Annotated in this window: 17 protein-coding genes; 7 read left to right on the top strand and 10 right to left on the bottom strand. The window is 63.8% G+C overall.

Features of this window, described 5'->3' with window-relative positions; all coding sequences use genetic code 11:
- Positions 1–102 precede the first annotated feature (102 nt).
- Complete coding sequence (gene rep, locus M1D78_RS18730) at positions 103–2112, bottom strand: DNA helicase Rep (RefSeq protein WP_437421466.1); 2010 nt, start codon at positions 2110–2112, stop codon at positions 103–105.
- Between the two features lie 269 nt (positions 2113–2381).
- Between rep and M1D78_RS18725 the strand changes: the two genes are divergently transcribed.
- Positions 2382–4019, top strand: a complete 1638-nt coding sequence (locus tag M1D78_RS18725; RefSeq protein WP_437421974.1) for a putative bifunctional diguanylate cyclase/phosphodiesterase — start codon at positions 2382–2384, stop codon at positions 4017–4019.
- A 37-nt stretch (positions 4020–4056) separates the two neighbouring features.
- On the opposite strand, the gene M1D78_RS18720 is transcribed toward M1D78_RS18725, so the two are convergent.
- From M1D78_RS18720 to M1D78_RS18710, 3 genes are all read right to left on the bottom strand, one after another.
- Positions 4057–6024 (bottom strand): BCCT family transporter, encoded by a 1968-nt coding sequence (locus M1D78_RS18720; RefSeq protein WP_437421465.1) that lies wholly within the window; start codon positions 6022–6024, stop codon positions 4057–4059.
- 201 nt (positions 6025–6225) lie between these two features.
- Positions 6226–7725 (bottom strand): YifB family Mg chelatase-like AAA ATPase, encoded by a 1500-nt coding sequence (locus M1D78_RS18715; protein WP_437421464.1) that lies wholly within the window; start codon positions 7723–7725, stop codon positions 6226–6228.
- Positions 7726–7754: 29 nt separating this feature from the next.
- Positions 7755–8018, bottom strand: coding sequence for an accessory factor UbiK family protein (locus M1D78_RS18710; RefSeq protein ID WP_437421463.1), 264 nt, complete (start codon positions 8016–8018; stop codon positions 7755–7757).
- A gap of 385 nt (positions 8019–8403) precedes the next feature.
- Here M1D78_RS18710 and glnK point away from each other — a divergent pair, with 385 nt between their 5' ends.
- The 5 genes from glnK (at position 8404) to sutA (ending at position 12454) form a co-directional block, all read left to right on the top strand.
- A complete protein-coding gene (gene glnK, locus M1D78_RS18705) occupies positions 8404–8742 on the top strand; it encodes a P-II family nitrogen regulator (protein ID WP_003096476.1) in 339 nt (112 codons plus the stop codon).
- A 123-nt stretch (positions 8743–8865) separates the two neighbouring features.
- Entirely contained in the window at positions 8866–10182 is a 1317-nt protein-coding gene (locus M1D78_RS18700; protein ID WP_437421462.1) for an ammonium transporter, read from the top strand.
- Between the two features lie 78 nt (positions 10183–10260).
- Positions 10261–11514, top strand: a complete 1254-nt coding sequence (locus tag M1D78_RS18695; protein WP_437421461.1) for an ammonium transporter — start codon at positions 10261–10263, stop codon at positions 11512–11514.
- Positions 11515–11612: 98 nt separating this feature from the next.
- Positions 11613–12038, top strand: a complete 426-nt coding sequence (locus tag M1D78_RS18690; RefSeq protein WP_437421460.1) for a secondary thiamine-phosphate synthase enzyme YjbQ — start codon at positions 11613–11615, stop codon at positions 12036–12038.
- Between the two features lie 74 nt (positions 12039–12112).
- On the top strand, positions 12113–12454 hold the full coding sequence (sutA, locus tag M1D78_RS18685) for a transcriptional regulator SutA (RefSeq protein ID WP_437421459.1): 342 nt from the start codon (positions 12113–12115) through the stop codon (positions 12452–12454).
- Positions 12455–12523: 69 nt separating this feature from the next.
- On the opposite strand, the gene M1D78_RS18680 is transcribed toward sutA, so the two are convergent.
- The 6 genes from M1D78_RS18680 to lptM are packed head-to-tail and all read right to left on the bottom strand — an operon-like array spanning position 12524 to position 17114.
- Positions 12524–13219, bottom strand: coding sequence for an HAD family hydrolase (locus tag M1D78_RS18680; protein ID WP_437421458.1), 696 nt, complete (start codon positions 13217–13219; stop codon positions 12524–12526).
- The gene (xerC, locus tag M1D78_RS18675; RefSeq protein ID WP_437421457.1) at positions 13216–14121 is read right to left on the bottom strand and encodes a tyrosine recombinase XerC; all 906 of its coding nucleotides are present in this window, start codon (positions 14119–14121) and stop codon (positions 13216–13218) included. The genes M1D78_RS18680 and xerC overlap by 4 nt, the downstream gene beginning before the upstream one ends.
- A gap of 59 nt (positions 14122–14180) precedes the next feature.
- Complete coding sequence (locus M1D78_RS18670; RefSeq protein ID WP_437421456.1) at positions 14181–14876, bottom strand: DUF484 family protein; 696 nt, start codon at positions 14874–14876, stop codon at positions 14181–14183.
- Complete coding sequence (dapF, locus tag M1D78_RS18665; protein ID WP_437421455.1) at positions 14873–15703, bottom strand: diaminopimelate epimerase; 831 nt, start codon at positions 15701–15703, stop codon at positions 14873–14875. The genes M1D78_RS18670 and dapF overlap by 4 nt, the downstream gene beginning before the upstream one ends.
- Before the next feature lie 10 nt (positions 15704–15713).
- Entirely contained in the window at positions 15714–16961 is a 1248-nt protein-coding gene (gene lysA, locus M1D78_RS18660) for a diaminopimelate decarboxylase (RefSeq protein WP_437421454.1), read from the bottom strand.
- Between the two features lie 12 nt (positions 16962–16973).
- Positions 16974–17114, bottom strand: coding sequence for an LPS translocon maturation chaperone LptM (gene lptM, locus M1D78_RS18655; protein ID WP_437421453.1), 141 nt, complete (start codon positions 17112–17114; stop codon positions 16974–16976).
- 201 nt (positions 17115–17315) lie between these two features.
- Here lptM and cyaY point away from each other — a divergent pair, with 201 nt between their 5' ends.
- Positions 17316–17648, top strand: coding sequence for an iron donor protein CyaY (gene cyaY / locus M1D78_RS18650; protein WP_437421452.1), 333 nt, complete (start codon positions 17316–17318; stop codon positions 17646–17648).
- Positions 17649–17700: the final 52 nt, after the last annotated feature.

The raw sequence follows: 17700 nt of genomic DNA, 5'->3' as shown, positions 1-17700 counted from the left end.
TGCCCGCCCGGTAGATCGTCCGCCTGGTGGATCGCGCGACCCGGTGATCGTCACCCGGTGGATTGGTAAAGCGCGATCCACCCTACGGCCGCGAGGGCGGCGCTACTTCTTCAACATCGCCCGCATCGCTGCCAGCGCATCATTGCCGCGCGCGGCTTTTACTTCGACCGGTGCATCTTCCTGGCCTTCCCAGACCAGATCCTCGGGCGGCAGCTCGTCGAGGAAACGGCTCGGCGTGCAGTCGATCACCTCGCCGTACTGCTTGCGCTTGGCGGCGAAGGTCAGCGCCAGGTTGCGTTTGGCGCGGGTGATGCCGACGTAGGCCAGGCGCCGCTCTTCCTCGATGGTGTCGGCCTCGATGCTGGAACGGTGCGGCAGGATCTCCTCCTCGAAGCCGATGATGTACACCGAGGGGAATTCCAGGCCCTTGGAGGCGTGCATGGTCATCATCTGCACGCCGTCGGCGCCTTCTTCCTCTTCCTGCTGGCGCTCGAGCATGTCGCGCAGCACCAGCTTGCCGATGGCGTCTTCGATGGTCATGTCGCCGTCTTCGTCTTTCTCCAGCGTATTTTTCAACGCATCGACGAGGAACCAGACGTTGCCCATACGTGCGTCGGCCACTTTGTCGCTGGAGGCGTTTTGCCTGAGCCAGTTCTCGTAGTCGATATCCATCACCATGCTGCGGATGGCCGTGATGGGCTCATTGACCACGCACTGCTCGCGGACGTTGTCCATCCAGCGCTTGAAGCGGGCCAGGCGCTCGCTGTAGCGGCTGTCCAGATGAGCGCCAAGGCCGATCTCGTCGGCGGCGGCATACATCGAAATGCCGCGCTCGCTGGCGTAGTTGCCGAGCTTTTCCAGGGTGGTGGAGCCAATCTCGCGGCGTGGCACGTTGATTACCCGCAGAAAGGCGTTGTCGTCGTCCGGGTTGACCAAGAGGCGGAAGTAGCTCATCAGGTCCTTCACCTCCTGGCGGGCGAAGAAGCTGGTGCCGCCGGACAGGCGATAGGGAATCTGGTGGTGCTGCAGCTTCAGCTCCATCAGCTTGGCCTGGTAGTTGCCGCGGTAGAGGATGGCGAAATCGCTGTAGGGGCGCTGGGTGCGCAGGTGCTCGGTGAGGATCTCCAGTGCCACGCGCTCGCACTCGGCGTCTTCGTTGCGCGTTCGGATCACGCGGATCTCGTCGCCATGACCCATCTCCGACCACAGCTGCTTCTCGAACACATGCGGGTTGTTGGCGATGAGGATGTTGGCGCATTTCAGGATGCGGCTGGTGGAGCGGTAATTCTGCTCCAGCATCACCACCTTCAGGGACGGGTAGTCCTCTTTCAGCAGCATCAGGTTTTCTGGACGCGCGCCACGCCAGGCGTAGATCGACTGGTCATCGTCGCCAACCACGGTGAACTGATTGCGCATGCCCACCAGCAATTTGACCAACAGGTACTGACTGGCGTTGGTGTCCTGATACTCGTCCACCAGCAGGTAGCGAATGCGGTTCTGCCACTTTTCCAGGATGTCGGCGTGCTCCTGGAAGAGCTTGACCGGCAGCAGGATCAGGTCGTTGAAGTCCACCGCGTTGTACGCCTTGAGCGTGCGCTGGTAGTGCAGGTAGACGATGGCAGCGGTCTGCTCCTTGGGGTTGCGCGCGTTGGCCAGGGCCTCGTCGGGCAGGATCAGGTCGTTCTTCCAGCTGTCGATGTAGCTTTTGATCTCATCGGCGCCGTCGTCGCCGGCATATTCCTTCTGCATGATGTCGGTGAGCAGCGCCTTGATGTCGCCGTCATCGAAGATCGAGAAGCCGGGCTTGTAGCCCAGACGCGCATATTCCTTGCGGATGATGTTCATGCCCAGGTTATGGAAGGTGGACACGGTCAGACCGCGCGCCTCGGCGCCCTTGAGCAGGGTACCGACGCGCTCCTTCATTTCGCGCGCGGCCTTGTTGGTGAAGGTCATGGCGACGATGTGGCGGGCCTGGATACCGCACTGCTGCACCAGGAAGGCGATCTTGCGGGTGATCACGCTGGTCTTGCCGGAGCCGGCGCCGGCGAGCACCAGCAGTGGGCCGCCGACGTAGTTCACGGCTTCCTGCTGCCGAGGGTTGAGTCGGGACATTCTCGATTGGTCTGGTCGTGTTAAGGCGGGGGCGAGAGTTTAGCAGGGCCGGCGGCACGATTTGCCGGCTGCTGGCGGGGGTGATGACCGGTCGTCGCCCACGGGGCTGGGTTCCGGGTCGCAATGCTCTAGTCTATGCGCCGCGGCGCCCGCAACAGGCTGCACGGCCTGCGCCCCGCTTCACACAGGGAGGGTGTAATTCCAGGCGCTTGCACGCCTGACTGCTCCGTACGAACCGGGGAAGAATCGTGACATCGTCCGCTCAACCTTTGCGTCTGGTCCTGCTCGCCGATGACCCTGCGTGGCACGAGTGCTTGGTGGCGGCCCTGGGTGTGCTGCCCAGCCCGCACCAGCTCGTCGAGGCGCCTGACTGGGCGACCGCCACCGCCTGCCTGGCCGAAGCTGGCCCCAGCCTACTGCTCACCACCGCGGCGCACCGCCCTGCATCGGGTCGTTTTCCATGGCCGACGGTCCTGTTGCTCGAAACAGAACCGGTTGAAGCGCCCGAAGGCGTCATCGACTGGCTGACCGGGCCGCGGCTGGACCCGGAGCTGTTGCGCCGCTGCCTGCGCTATGCCCGTGAGCGCTGCAATCTGCAAGGCGTTGTTCAGCGTCTGGCCAGGCAGGACCCGCTGACCGGCATCATCAATCGCCAGGGTTTTCAGGCGCTGCTCGCCGCCCGGCTGGTTGAGGGTCGAGGTGAGGGTCTGGTATTGGGCGTGCTCGATTTGGACAACTTTCGCCGGGTCAACGACGCGCTCGGCCACCAGGCGGGCGACCGTTTGATCGTGCAAGTGGTGGCGCGCTTAAAGGCCGAACTCGAGGTGGGTGATCGCCTGGCTCGGCTGGGTGGCGACGAGTTCGGCCTGTTGCTCGAGGCCGACCGCATGGAGCCAGTGGAGAAACTGGCCGACCGCTTGATGGGCGCGCTGGCAGAGCCCTACTGGCTCGATGGCGAAAGCCTGATGCTCGGGTGCAGCCTGGGCCTGGCCCGTGCGACCCCGGGCGCGGACGCCGATCAGCTGTTCTGGCTGGCGCAGATCGCCATGCGCCAGGCCAAGGCCAGCCAGGGCTGCACCTGGCATCGCTATAACGAACGGGTCAACCGCAGTGCCAGCAGCCTGGCCGGCCTTGAAGGTGAGCTGCGGCGTGCCCTGCGCCGCGACGACCTGGAGCTGCATTATCAGCCGAGGCTGTGCATCGAGACCGGCCGCATCGTCGGTATGGAAGCCCTGGTGCGTTGGCCGCACGCCGAGCGTGGCCTGCTGGCTCCAGACGAGTTCATACCCATGGCCGAGGAGAGCGGGCTGATCGTGCCGCTGGGCTACTGGGTCATCGCCCGGGCCTTGCGCGACATGCAAAGCCTGCGTGACAGCGGTGCGGGCGAGTTGCACATGGCGGTCAATCTGTCGTTCCGGCAGTTTCAGGATAGCCAGTTGCTGGCCACCCTCGAGCGGCTGATCGCCGAGCGCGGCGTCGATCCGCACTGGCTGGAGTTCGAGCTCACCGAGACGGCTGTGATGCGCCGCAGCGATCAGGTGCGCGGCACCATGAACGCGCTGGCTGAGCTGGGGGTGCGCTTCTCGCTGGACGATTTCGGCACGGGCTTTTCCTCCTTCGTGCACCTGAGCCGGCTGCCGATCAGCTTGCTGAAGATCGACAAGAGCTTCGTCGAACAGATGGCTTCGCGCCCGCAGAACGGCCGACTGGTCCGGGCGATGATCGGTCTGGCCCACGAGCTGGGTCTGGAGGTCGTGGCCGAGGGGGTCGAAGGCGCAGCGCAGTTAGGACAACTGCGCCGCTTCGGTGCAGACCAGGTGCAGGGCTACCTGATCAGCAAGCCGCTGCCCCTGGCCGAGCTAAGGCCCTTTCTCAACCGGGGCCGCGCGGTCGAAATGCAGAGTTGAAACAAAGCGCCGGGCTTGGAGCCCGGCGCGGTGTGGATCAGCGAACCATGTGCAGGAAGTGCATGTGTTTCTCGTACTGGTCGAGAATGTCGCCAATCACGCCTTCCCGGCTCCAGCCCATCACATCGTAGTTCTGCCCGCCTTCCTTGAGGTGCACTTCGGCACGGAAGTAGTTGCGCTCGTCGTCGTCACCTTCCTCGGTGGCAACGAAGCTCGGCATCGGGTAGCCACGTGGGCGAATCAGGTAGATGAAGTCCGGCGCACCTTCGTAGGTGATTTCCAGGCCGGTCCGTTTGTCGTCCCCGCTGGTCAGTTCGACGTGGTAGCCCTGCTTGCGCAGCTCCTCGGCTACAGCGGCGCACGCGGGCGCAGCGGTCTCGCTGATGAATCGCTCCACGTCACGACGGCGGGGATACCGAGTCAGGTTCTGCACACGGCGACGCCAGCCGCCTTCGGACACGGGCGCGGTCGGGGTCGTGTTGATCGCCTGGTAGCGCAGCCCCTGTTTTGTCGCATCGACACGAAGCGCCTTGAGCAGGCCCCACATCGAGCAGAGCAGCGCGAGGGTGAAGGGCAGGGCGCTGGCGATGGTTGCCGTCTGCAGTGCGGTCAAGCCATCGGCAAGCAGCAGTGCGATCGCCACGATGCCCATGGAGGCTGTCCAGAAAATACGTTGCCATACCGGCGTCTGGCCTTCACCACCCGAGGCGAGCATGTCTACGACCAGCGCGCCGGAGTCTGCCGATGTCACGAAGAACACCACCACCATCAGCATCGCGATGGTCGAGAGCACCGCCGCGAAGGGGAAGTTTTCGAGGAAGGCAAACAGGGCAAGCGAGCTGTCACGCTCGATCGCTTCGCCCAGGCTCGTGACGTGGTCCCAGAGAATCATGTGGATCGCGGTGTCACCGAACACGGTCATCCACAACAGGGTGAAGCCGGTCGGTACCAGCAGCACGCCGGTGACGAAGTCACGGATGGTGCGGCCGCGCGAGATGCGCGCGATGAACAGGCCGACGAAGGGCGACCAGGCCAGCCACCAGCCCCAGTAGAACAGCGTCCATCCGCCGATCCAGTCGTTCGGCTCGTAGGCGTAGAGGTTGAAGGTCTTGTTGACGATGTCGGACAGATAGCTGCCGGTGTTCTGCACGAAAGTCTGCAGGATAAATACGGTCGGGCCTGCAATCAGCACAACGACTACAAGCAGCACGGCAAGCGTCAGGTTGAGCTCCGACAGGCGCCGGACGCCCTTGTCCAGACCCGTGACCACTGAGACCGTCGCCAGCAGCGTGGTGACTGCGATCAGGATGATCTGAACAGGCACCGAGATCGGCACCCCGTATAGATGATTAAGGCCGGAATTGATCTGGGTGACGCCCAGCCCCAGCGAGGTGGCGACGCCCAGCACGGTGCCGATGATCGCGAAGATGTCCACGGCGTGGCCGATCGGGCCATAGATTCGCTCGCCGATGAGTGGATAGAGCGCCGAGCGCAGTGTGAGCGGCAAGCCGTGGCGGTAGCTGAAGTAAGCCAGGATCATCGCGACGATCGCGTAGATCGCCCAGGCATGCAGACCCCAGTGGAAGAAGGTGATCTTCATGGCCTCGTACGCGGCCTCACTGGTCCCTCCTTCACCGACCGGGGGCGAGAGGAAGTGCATCACCGGTTCGGCTACGCCGAAAAACATCAGGCCGATGCCCATGCCGGCGGAGAACAGCATGGAGAACCAGGTCAGGTTGCTGTAGTCCGGCTCGCTGTGATCAGGGCCGAGCTTGATGTCGCCGTAGCGGCTCAGGGCGAGCAGCACGACCATCAACAGGATGATGGCGACAGCGATGATGTAGAGCCAGCTGACATTGGCGATGATCCAGGCCTGGACGTCACCGAATACAGCCTGCGCGTTTTCCGAGAAGGCGACGCTGTAGATAACCAGCGCGATGATAAGGACGGCAGAGCCGATGAAAACGGGTGGGTTGAGGGTGGAAGAAGACTTGTTGGCCTCCATGCTGCGCTCCTTGATTTTTCGATTTGGGGAGTGGCCGCCTGTGGCGAAGAGGGCGCAATCTAACATATTGGTCAGCTTCTGACCGGCTTCGAGGCCATCGCCATTGCGTCGGTAACAATGGATCGGACCTCGGACGAGCAGGAATTACGCCGTTGCGCTTGCCGCCGCGCCACGCGTTGCAGGACTTCAGCCGGCGCGTTATCAGCTGGCCTGGCTGGCGGGCCGGTATTGCAGCGCCTCGGCGAGGTGGGCGCGACCGATCGACTCGGCGCGCTCGAGATCCGCCAGCGTACGAGCGACTTTGAGAATGCGGTGTGCCGCGCGCAGCGATAGCCCGAGTCGCTCACAGGCGCGCTCCAACCACTGCTGGTCCTCCGGTTGCAGATGGCAGTGCTGGCGCAGGCCGGATAGATCGAGAAATGCGTTGGCGCACCCCTGGCGAGCGAGTTGTCGGCGCCGCGCCTCGGCTACGAGGGCAGCCATCTCGGCGGTCGTTTCGGTGCTCGCCATTGGCGCATTGAGTGCAGTCGCCTCCCGCGCCACGGTCAGGTGCAGGTCGATGCGGTCAAGCAGCGGGCCGGAGAGCTTGCCGCGGTAGCGCTGGACCTGATCGGGCGAGCAACGGCAGCGGCCGCTGGGGTCGCCCAGATAGCCACAGGGGCAAGGGTTCATCGCGGCCACCAATTGGAAACGAGCAGGAAATCGCACCTTGTCACGTGCCCGTGCGATGACGATACACCCCGATTCCAGTGGCTCCCGTAGTACCTCTAACACCTTGCGATCGAATTCCGGCAGTTCATCGAGAAAGAGCACGCCTTGGTGCGCCAGTGTGATTTCGCCGGGTCGCGGCCGGCTGCCGCCACCGACCAACGCCGGCCCGGATGCACTGTGATGGGGCTGTCGAAAAGGGCGCTGCGGCCAATGTTCGAGGGGCGACTGGCTGGCCACAGAGTGAATGGCGGCGACTTCGAGTGCTTCCTGTTCCTCCAGCGGTGGCAGCAGCCCTGGCAGGCGGCTGGCTAGCAGTGTCTTGCCGGTGCCGGGTGGGCCGGAAAACAGCAGGTTGTGCGCGCCGGCCGCGGCGACCAGCAAGCCGCGCTTGGCTGCTTGCTGACCTTGCACGTCGGCCAGATCCGGGTACGGCAGGACCTGGCGCAGAAGCCCTTGTGCCTGGAAAGGTTGCAGTGGTGTCACGCCGTTGAAATGCGCGGCGACTTCCAGCAGATGGTCTGCGGCGTAAACCACCAATCCCGAGGCTAGGCTGGCTTCTTCTGCGTTTGCGCGGGGCACCAGCAGGGCGCGGCCAGCCTTGCGTGCCGCCAGCGCGGCGGGCAATACGCCCTGAACCGGCCGCAACGCGCCGGAAAGCGCCAGTTCACCGAGACATTCGAGGCTGTCGAGGCGCTCGCTCGGCACCTGAGCGCTGGCGGCAAGAATGCCGAGGGCGATCGCCAGGTCGAAGCGCCCTCCATCCTTAGGCAAATCTGCGGGGGCGAGGTTGAGGGTGATGCGGCGGGCCGGGAAATCGAAGCCGGACGTGAGGATGGCGCTGCGCACGCGATCCTTGCTTTCCTTGACCGCAGTTTCGGGCAGGCCGACAAGGGCCAGTGAAGGCAGGCCGTTGGCCAGGTGCGCCTCGACCGTGACGGCCGGCGCTTCCACGCCGAGCTGGGCCCGGCTGTGGACGATTGCGAGAGACATCGATCACTCCTTTGATCGGTGCCGCTGGATCACTCTCCGGCGGCGGGCTTCAGCTTCTCTTCCAGTTCAATGACCTTGGCCTCCAGCGCCTCGAGGCGGGCACGTGTGCGGGCCAGGACGACCATCTGGCTGTCAAACTCGTCGCGGCTGACCACATCCAGCTTGCTCAACGCGCCCTGCACGATGCCCTTGAACTGGGCTTCGATTTCGCTGCGCGAGAGGGGCGTTTCGCCGTTGAACAAGCGCGAGGCCTGGGAGCCGATGGCGTCGAGGAAAGCTTTGGGCGGGAACATAGCATCACCTGTTTTTGAGCGGCGTGCAGTGTAGCACGCTCGTCCAAGCCGCCCCGGGCAGCCCCTGTGCCCATTTCTGTGCACTGTGCCTTGGTACGCCGCACCATTTTGGTTCGCCGCTTCGCTCGTTTAGGCCCGTGCTGGCCGCGCGGACCGCAGCAGAGCGCGAGTTTCGATTGGTTGGCACTGTTTCTGCTTTGTTCAGCGTGACGCATGCACCGACAGGTAACGGTGCACAGGCGATTCGGGACGTTTCGTCGGATTGGTTGATGGTGTCGGAGGGTCGCGCGGCGATGCCGGCGCGTTACAAGAGCCAGACACTGAGCTTAGACTTGAGCCGGGTTCGTACTTCTGGGGCAAGTCCACCTAAACGGGAGAAGTTTTCATGAAACTAGTCACTGCCATCATCAAGCCGTTCAAGCTGGACGACGTGCGCGAGTCACTGTCCGAAATTGGCGTCCAAGGCATCACAGTCACCGAGGTCAAGGGCTTTGGCCGGCAGAAAGGCCATACCGAGCTCTACCGCGGCGCCGAATACGTGGTCGATTTCCTGCCGAAGGTGAAAATCGACGTGGCCATTGCTGACGACCAGCTCGATCGCGTGATCGAGGCCATCACCAAGGCGGCCAATACCGGAAAGATCGGCGACGGCAAGATTTTCGTGGTGAACCTGGAGCAGGCCATCCGCATCCGCACCGGCGAAACCGACACCGACGCAATCTGACGAGCCGCGCGTAGCGCATGCATGAGCGGGCGGCAACGCCCGACACATCCGCCACGCCGCAGCCGTACTTGCGATTGCCTGCCAGCGCAGGCCTACGAACCCCCACGCCCCAGGAGTAAAACCATGACTCTGCGAAAATTCGCAGGGCTAGGAGCCCTTTTGTCTCTGATAAGCCCCGGCATCGCCATGGCACAGGAGGCAACGCTCGATTCCGGCGATACGGCATGGATGCTGACAGCCACCGCATTGGTGCTGTTCATGACCATTCCAGGCCTGGCCCTGTTCTACGGCGGCATGGTCCGCTCCAAGAACATCCTCTCGGTCATGATGCAGTGCTTTGCCATTACCGGCCTGATGAGCATCCTCTGGATGGTCTACGGCTACAGCCTGGCGTTCGACACGACTGGCATGGAAGCAGGCGTCACCAATCTCAATTCCTTCGTCGGCGGCCTCGGGCGTGCATTCCTCGCCGGCCTGACACCCGACAGCCTTACCGGCACCGTGCCGGAAAGCGTCTTCATTACCTTCCAGATGACCTTCGCCATCATCACGCCGGCGCTGATCGTCGGTGCCTTCGCCGAGCGCATGAAGTTCTCCGCGATGCTGGTGTTCATGGGCGTCTGGTTCACCCTGGTGTACGCACCGATTGCCCACATGGTCTGGGGCGGCGACGGCGGCCTGATGTGGGACTGGGGCGTGCTCGACTTCGCCGGTGGCACCGTGGTGCACATCAACGCCGGTATTGCCGGCCTGGTCGCGTGCATCGTGCTTGGCAAGCGCAAGGGCTTCCCGACCACCCCCATGGCCCCGCACAACCTCGGCCTGACGCTGGTCGGCGCGGCGATGCTGTGGATCGGCTGGTTCGGGTTCAACGCCGGTTCCTCGCTGGCCGCCAACGGCACTGCTGGCATGGCCATGCTGGTCACCCAGATCGCGACTGCTGCCGCAGCGCTGAGCTGGATGTTTGCCGAGTGGATGACGCACGGCAAACCCAGCGCGCTGGGTATCGCCTCCGGCGTTGTTGCCGGCCTGGTAGCGATCACCCCGGCAGCCGGCACGGTCGGTCCGATGGGTGCGCTGGTCATCGGCTTGGCATCGGGCGTCATCTGTTTCTTCTGTGCCACCAGTCTCAAGCGCAAGCTCGGTTACGACGACTCGCTGGACGCCTTCGGCGTACATGGCGTTGGCGGCATCGTCGGCGCGCTTCTGACCGGTGTCTTCGCAGCCCCTGCGCTGGGCGGTTTCGGTGAGGTGGAAAACATCGCACTGCAGCTGTGGATCCAGTTCAAGGGCGTGCTCTTCACCGTCGTCTACACCGCCATCGTCACCTTCGTAATCCTGAAAGTGATCGACGTGGTGATGGGACTGCGGGTCAGCGAAGAAGAAGAAACGATCGGCCTCGACCTCAGCCTGCACAACGAACGCGGCTACAACCTGTAAGCACACGGAGTGCGCCCGGAGCCAACCCGGGCGCCTTACCCGAATAGCGCCCTGGCGCTCGGCAAAAGGTGAACAAAAATGGATAGCACAGCACTGATACCCGTCCAGTACGGACTCGATACCTTCTACTTCCTCATCTGCGGCGCGCTAGTCATGTGGATGGCGGCGGGATTCTCGATGCTTGAGGCCGGCCTGGTCCGTGCCAAGAACACCGCCGAGATCCTGACCAAGAACATCGTCCTCTATGCACTGGCCTCGATCATGTATCTGCTGATCGGCTACTACATCATGTACTCGAGCCCCGAAGGCGGCATCCTGCCGAGCCTGGGATTCCTGATCGGCGATGAGAACGCGGTCGACGTCGTCGCCGCCGGTGGCGAGGACGCGCCGTATTATTCCGCGCGTGCCGATTTCTTCTTCCAAATCGTGTTTGCCGCGACCTGCATGTCGGTGGTCTCCGGTGCGGTCGCCGAGCGCATGAAGCTCTGGGCCTTCATTGCCTTCGCGGTGGTGATGACCGGCTTCATCTACCCGGTTCAGGGTTTCTGGAAGTGGGGCGGCGGTTTCCTCGACGCGGCTGGCTTCCTCGACTACGCAGGCTCGGGTCTGGTGCACATGGCCGGTGCCTCGGCTGCACTGGCTGGCGTTCTGCTGCTGGGCCCGCGCAAGGGCAAGTACGGCCCTAACGGCCAGATCAACGCGATCCCGGGTGCCAACCTGCCGCTGGCGACCCTCGGCACCTTCATTCTGTGGATGGGCTGGTTCGGCTTCAACGGCGGCTCGCAGCTGAAGATGAGCACCATCGAAGATGCCAACGCTGTCGCCCAGGTATTCACCAATACCAACATGGCGGCTGCAGGCGGGCTGGTCGCGGCGTTGATCACCGCACGCCTGCTGTTCGGCAAGTCCGACCTGACCATGATCCTCAACGGGGCACTGGCGGGCTTGGTGGCCATCACGGCCGAACCGCTGACCCCAAGTGCGCTGCAGGCGGTGCTGATTGGTGGAGTGGGTGGCGTGCTGGTGGTGTTCAGCATCCTTGGCCTGGACAAGCTCAAGCTCGATGACCCGGTGGGTGCGATTTCCGTGCACGGTGTAGTCGGTGCATGGGGTCTGCTGGCCGTTCCTCTGACCAATGCAGACGCCTCCTTCGGTGCGCAGCTGCTGGGCCTGGTCTCGATCTTCGCCTGGGTATTCATTGCCAGCCTGGTGGTTTGGGCGATCCTCAAGGCGGTCATCGGCCTGCGCGTTAGCGAAGAGGAAGAGTACGAAGGCGTCGACGTCGTGGAGTGCGGCCTTGAAGCCTATCCGGAGTTCACCAACAAGCGTTGATCATCCCCTGCTCCAAGAAGGGCGCCCTCGGGCGCCCTTTGTTTTTTCTGGAGCCGCGCTAGAATGCGCTCCGTGCGGCTGACGAGGGGCTCTCGACGATGTGGCGACAGACGATCATCACGCTGCGGCCGAGACCGCGCGGCTTCCACCTGATCACCGATGAGTTGCTCGAGCATCTGCCGGAACTGCGCGAATGCACGGCTGGTCTGTTACACCTGTGGCTGCGCCATACCTCGGCCTCGCTGACCATCAACGAGAATGCCGATGGTGCGGTACGGCGCGATTTCGAGCGGTTCTTCAATCGCCTGGTGCCGCAGGGCCAGCCCGGCTACGAACATGATTACGAGGGGCCGGACGACCTGCCGGCGCATTTCAAATCCAGCCTGCTGGGCTGTGAGGTCAGCCTGCCGGTACAGGATGGCCGATTGGCGTTGGGGACTTGGCAAGGCGTCTATCTCGGGGAACACCGCGATAAGGGCGGGGCCAGGCAGGTGCTCGCGACGTTGCATGGGATGGCAAGTTGAATTTTTTTTGGCGATGGCGAACAAAGTTCATCGCTGGGCTATAACTTCCGCTTTGGCAGGGGACGAGGTTGAACATGAGTGACGAAGAACTAGAACAAGACGATCTGGACGTTAACGACGACGAGGATGAAGGCGAGGAGCTGGCTGCGGCCGATTCCGACGACAGCGATGACATGTCGGATGATGAAGGCACCGACAGCGAGCGCGCCACGCCGACCAACAAGAAAGCCAAGGCCAAGGCGGTCGTGGTCGATGAACTGCCCAGCCTGGAAGCCAAGCAGCGCGAGCGCGAAGAGTTGGCTCGCGCGATGGAAGAGTTCCTGGCGCGTGGAGGCCAGGTGCAGGAGGTCGAACCCAACGTGGTAGCCGATCCGCCTAAAAAACCCGACAGCAAGTATGGCAGCCGGCCCATCTGATCCGGCGTCGCTCTGCCTCGAGAAAAACCCGCCTATTGGCGGGTTTTTTCGTTTCTGCGACGTTCGCCGTCAGCGCCAGCCGTGTAGCAACGCCGGCAATTCGGCCAAGCTGCCGATCTCGGCATCAGGCCGGCCCTCATGTGCCCAGGCCTTGCCGCCCGGGTTGAACCAGATCGCCCGCAGCCCGGCCCGCTGCGCCCCGCCGATGTCGTCGCTTGGGTGGTCGCCGACATGCACGGCGTGCGCGGCTTCGACGCCGCCGCGCTTGAGCGCTTCGCGGAAGGGGTGGGGGTCCGGCTTGCCTATACCGAGCTCCTCCGCGCACAGGCTGAAACGGAAGTAATCCGCCAGCCCGAGCCGGCTGACGTCGGCGTTGCCGTTGGTCAGCACGCCGAGGGCATAGTGATTGGCGAGCCGTTCCAGCGTTGGGTGCACGTCGGGAAAGAGTTCGATCGCGTGGCGCGCCTCGAGAAAGATTTCGAAGGCCCTGTGGGCCATCTCGCGGGCCTCGGCCTCGGTATAACCGGCGTCATTCAAGGCATGGAACAGGACGCGGCGGCGCAGTTCACTGATGCGGTGCTTGAGGCTGGGGTCGGCCTCGACCAGGCGGCTGCGAATCGCGGCCAGGGCCTCGACCGGAACGTCGCCCAGGCGCGGCGCATGTTCGCCCAGCCAGTCGCGCAGTTGGATTTCCGCGCTCTGGATGACGGGGGCCACGTCCCACAGGGTATCGTCCAGGTCGAAGGTGATCAGCCGAATGGTCATGGTTCCTGCTCGCTGTTCTGTTTGCGCTTGGCTCGCGGATGCGCCTGGTCGTAGACCTTGGCCAAGTGCTGGAAGTCCAGGTGCGTATAGATTTGCGTGGTGCCGATGTCGGCATGCCCGAGTAGCTCTTGCACTGCACGCAAGTCCTGTGACGATTCGAGCATATGGCTGGCGAAGCTGTGCCGCAGCATGTGCGGATGAAGGTGCTGGCCGAGCTCCCGAACGCCCGCCTCGCGGACCCTGACCTGCACGGCGCGCGCGCCGAGCCGGCGGCCTTTCTGGCTGACGAACACCGCCGAATCGGGCGGATTGCTCAGCGCCCGCAGCGGCAGCCAGGCCTGCAGTGCTTCGAGTGCCTTGCGCCCAACCGGGAGGATGCGCTGCTTGTTGCCCTTGCCGTGGACATGCACCAGCCCGGATCCGAGGTCGAGCTGTTCGAGATTCAGGCTCACCAGCTCGGCCAGGCGCAGGCCGGATGAATAGAAGAGCTCGAGCATCGCCTGGTCGCGGTGGCCGATGAAATCGTCCTCGACGCCGCCGTCGAGCAATTGCATGGCGCGGTCGGTGTCGAGCAGGCGGGGCAGGCGTTTCTCGCCCTTCGGTGCGGAGATACCTGCTGCCGGATCGTGGGCGCAGCGTCCTTCCTTGGCCAGGTAGCGATAGAGCCCACGCAGCGACGACAGCAGGCGCGCCAGGCTGCGGCTGGACTGCCCGCGCCGATGCTGATCGGCAATCAATTGACGAACATGGGCAGGCTTGAATTCGGCCCAGTCGCGCAACTGCTGCTTATCGGCAAAGGCGACGGCCTTGAGCAGATCGCGCTGGTAGCCATCCAGCGTGTGCGGCGACATCTGCCGTTCGCTGCGCAGGTATTGGAAATAGGCATCCAGATCGGTCTGCATCACAACGCTCTTCTAGCCGGTACGCGCCTTTGGACAGCCCCGGATGCTGTTTCCGGCAATCAGCGTACCGAGCGCAACGGGGTGGAGTAGCTCGGCAGAACCCGCGTCAGCACCTCGGCGATGTAGCCCAGGAAGAGCGTGCCCAGCGAGCTTTTGTAGTGTTGTGGGTCCTCGCTGCCGATGGCGAGGATGCCCTGCTGCTGGTTCAACGCGACCACGGCGGCCGAGCCGATGCTGCGGCTTTCCTGCTCGCCGAACAGAAAGGCCAGCTCGTGCGGACGCAACACGCCGCAGACCGTCTTGCCGCTGCCCAGCAATCCGCCAATGGCCTGCTGCGCTTCGTTCGCGGTAACGCTGCGGCCGACCGGCAAGGGCGTCTCGCTGAACAGGATCAGGCTGACATAGGGCACTTGGAATTCGTGGCGCAGGCTTTCGTCCATCGCGCCGATCACTTCCTCGAGGCTGTTGGCATCGAGCAGGTCGAGCACCAGCCGGCGCGTCTTGTCGAACAGCCTGTCGTTGTCGCGCGCGACGTCCATCAGTTGCGACAGGCGATGGCGCATCTCGATGTTGCGCTCGCGCAGCAGCTTGACCTGCCGCTCGACCAGCGATACGGCCGTACCGGGCTGATGGGGGATGCGCAGCTCGGGAATGAGTTCATCGTGGTCGACAAAGAATTCCGGATGCGCACGCAGGTAGGCCGCGACGGCTTCGGCGTCCGGCAGCTGCGGCTTTTCCTGGTTTTGCTCGGTCATAGGCGAACCTGTCCTTCGAATACGCGAACGGCGGGGCCGGTCATCATAACGGGCTGTCCAGTGCCTGCCCATTCAATGGACAGACGGCCGCCGGGCAGGTCGATCTGCACCGGCGAATCCATCCAGCCATGGCGAATCGCGGCAACCGCCGCAGCGCAAGCACCGGTCCCGCAGGCCTGCGTTTCGCCCGCACCGCGCTCCCAGACGCGCAGCTTCGCATGCTGGCGATCGACAACCTGGAGGAAACCCGCGTTGACCCGTTGCGGAAACCGCGGGTGATGCTCGATCTGAGGCCCGAGCTGGTGAACCGGGGCGGTGTCGACATCCTCCACCCGTAGGACCGAATGCGGATTGCCCATGGACACTGCGGCGATCCGCAGCTGTTGGCCGTTAACGTCCAGCGGGTAGCTCAGGGCTTCTTCGTCGGCCTGGAACGGTATCTGATCCGGGATCAGACGCGGCGGCCCCATGTCGACGGTGATCTGCCCATCGGGGCGCACGATCAGCTCGATGATGCCGCCCTTGGTTTCTACCCGGATCTGCCGCTTCATGGTCAGCCGCTTGTCCAGCACGAAACGCGCGAAGCAGCGGGCGCCGTTACCGCATTGCTCCACTTCCGACCCGTCGGAGTTGAAAATGCGGTAGCGAAAGTCCACGTCGGGATTGTGCGGTGGCTCGACCAGCAGGAGCTGGTCGAAGCCCACGCCGGTGTGGCGATCGCCCCATTGCCGGGCGTGCTTGGGCTGGATGTGCGCATGCTGGCTGATCAGGTCGATGACCATGAAATCATTGCCCAGGCCATGCATCTTGGTAAAACGCAAAAGCATCGTCGTGGCCTCAGGCTGGCAGCAGGCTTTCGCCAGCGTATAGCTCCTGCACGCTTTCGCGGCGGCGCACTTCGTAGGCGTTGTCCCCGTCCACCAGCACTTCGGCTGCACGGCCGCGCGTGTTGTAGTTAGAACTCATCACGAAACCATAGGCGCCCGCCGAGCGCACCGCCAGCAGGTCACCCTCGGCCAGGGCGAGCGGGCGCTCCTTGGCGAGGAAGTCCCCGGTTTCGCAGATCGGCCCGACAATGTCGTAGTGGCGCGGTTCGCTGTCGCGTGGCTGCACCGGTACCACGTCCATCCACGCTTGGTAGAGCGCCGGGCGAATCAGGTCGTTCATCGCCGCATCGACGATGGCGAAGTCCTTGTGCTCGGTGTGCTTGAGGTATTCGACACGAGTCAGCAGCACGCCGGCGTTGGCGACGATCGATCGGCCTGGTTCGAAAACGAGCGCGAGGTCGCGGCCGTCGATGCGCTTGCGCACCGCCTGGATGTAGTCCCCAGCGAGCGGCGGCTGCTCTTCGCGATAGCGCACGCCTAAACCACCGCCCAGATCGAGGTGGCGGATACGGATACCGCGCACCGCGAGTCGGTCGATCAAGCCCAGCAGGCGATCGAGCGCGTCGAGAAACGGCGGCAGGCTGGTGAGCTGCGAGCCGATGTGGCAGTCCACGCCGATGACTTCGAGGTTGTCTAGCTCGTGTGCACGGGCATAGACATCCTCAGCGTCGGCAATGGCGATGCCGAACTTGTTTTCCTTGAGCCCGGTGGAAATGTACGGGTGGGTGCCGGCATCGACATCCGGGTTCACGCGCAGCGATACCGGTGCCATGACGCCCAGCTCGGCGGCCACCTGCTGCAGGCGTTCCAGTTCGTCGGTGGACTCGACGTTGAAGCAGTGCACACCGACCTGGAGTGCGCGGCGCATGTCGTCACGGCTCTTGCCGACGCCGGAGAAGACGATGTGCTCGGGTTGACCGCCGGCCGCGAGGACCCGCTCCAGTTCGCCGATCGAGACGATGTCGAAGCCTGCACCGAGCCGCGCGAGCACGTTCAGAACGCCTAGGTTCGAGTTCGCCTTCACGGCGAAGCAGACCAGGTGCGGCATGCCTTGCAGGGCATCGGCATAGGCGCGGTACTGGGCCTCGATGTGGGCGCGCGAGTACACGTAGGTGGGGGTGCCGAAGCGTTGCGCGAGAGCGGGCAGCGCCACGCCCTCCGCGAAGAGTTGACCGTCGCGGTACGAGAAGGCCTCCATGGAATGCCTCCTTTACAGTTCGAATCGGTCTTTGGAACGTTCTTTGGACGTTGCCTCGTCATCCGGTAGGTAGAGCGGGCCTTTCTGGCCGCAACCGCTCAGGGCGGAGGCAAGTATCGCGAGCGCGACAAGTGGAAGCAGCAGACGCTTCATTGGGGGGCAATCCTAGAAAAATCGATGGGCCGGAGTATACCCAGCACCCGTCGGATTGCCTATGTGGCCTCGTGCTTCGGCCGGCGTTCGGGCGGCGCCGGTCTGGCGACTCGCTAGAGGTTGCGCCGGGCTGCTAAGCTCGCCGCCATTATCGGCCGGCCCGGTTGCCTGCCGCTCTATCGACAAGAAGGAATTCCACTGATGAGTCTTAGCGAAGCGCGCTTTCACGATCTGGTCGACGCCGTGCAGGAAGCCGTCGAGGACGTTTTCGACGACAGCGGCCTGGACGTCGATCTGGAAAACTCCGGCGGCGTGCTGACGGTTCGCTTCGAGAACGGCAGCCAGCTAATCTTCAGCCGTCAGCCGGCATTGCGTCAGCTCTGGCTGGCGGCGCGCTCGGGTGGCTTCCACTTCGATTACGACGAAGAAAACGCGGCGTGGATATGCGATGCGAACGACGAACGGCTCGGCGAGTTGCTCACCCGGGCCACGCAGGAGCAGGGCGGCGAAGCGCTGGAATTCGAAGACCTCTAACCTGCTACTGGCTGCCCGGCGGGCACGCCCCCGGCGCTTGCTTCCTCGGTGA

The sequence above is a fragment of the Pseudomonas sp. SA195 genome (assembly GCF_054131565.1).
This window is presented reverse-complemented; position numbering and strand designations above follow the sequence as displayed.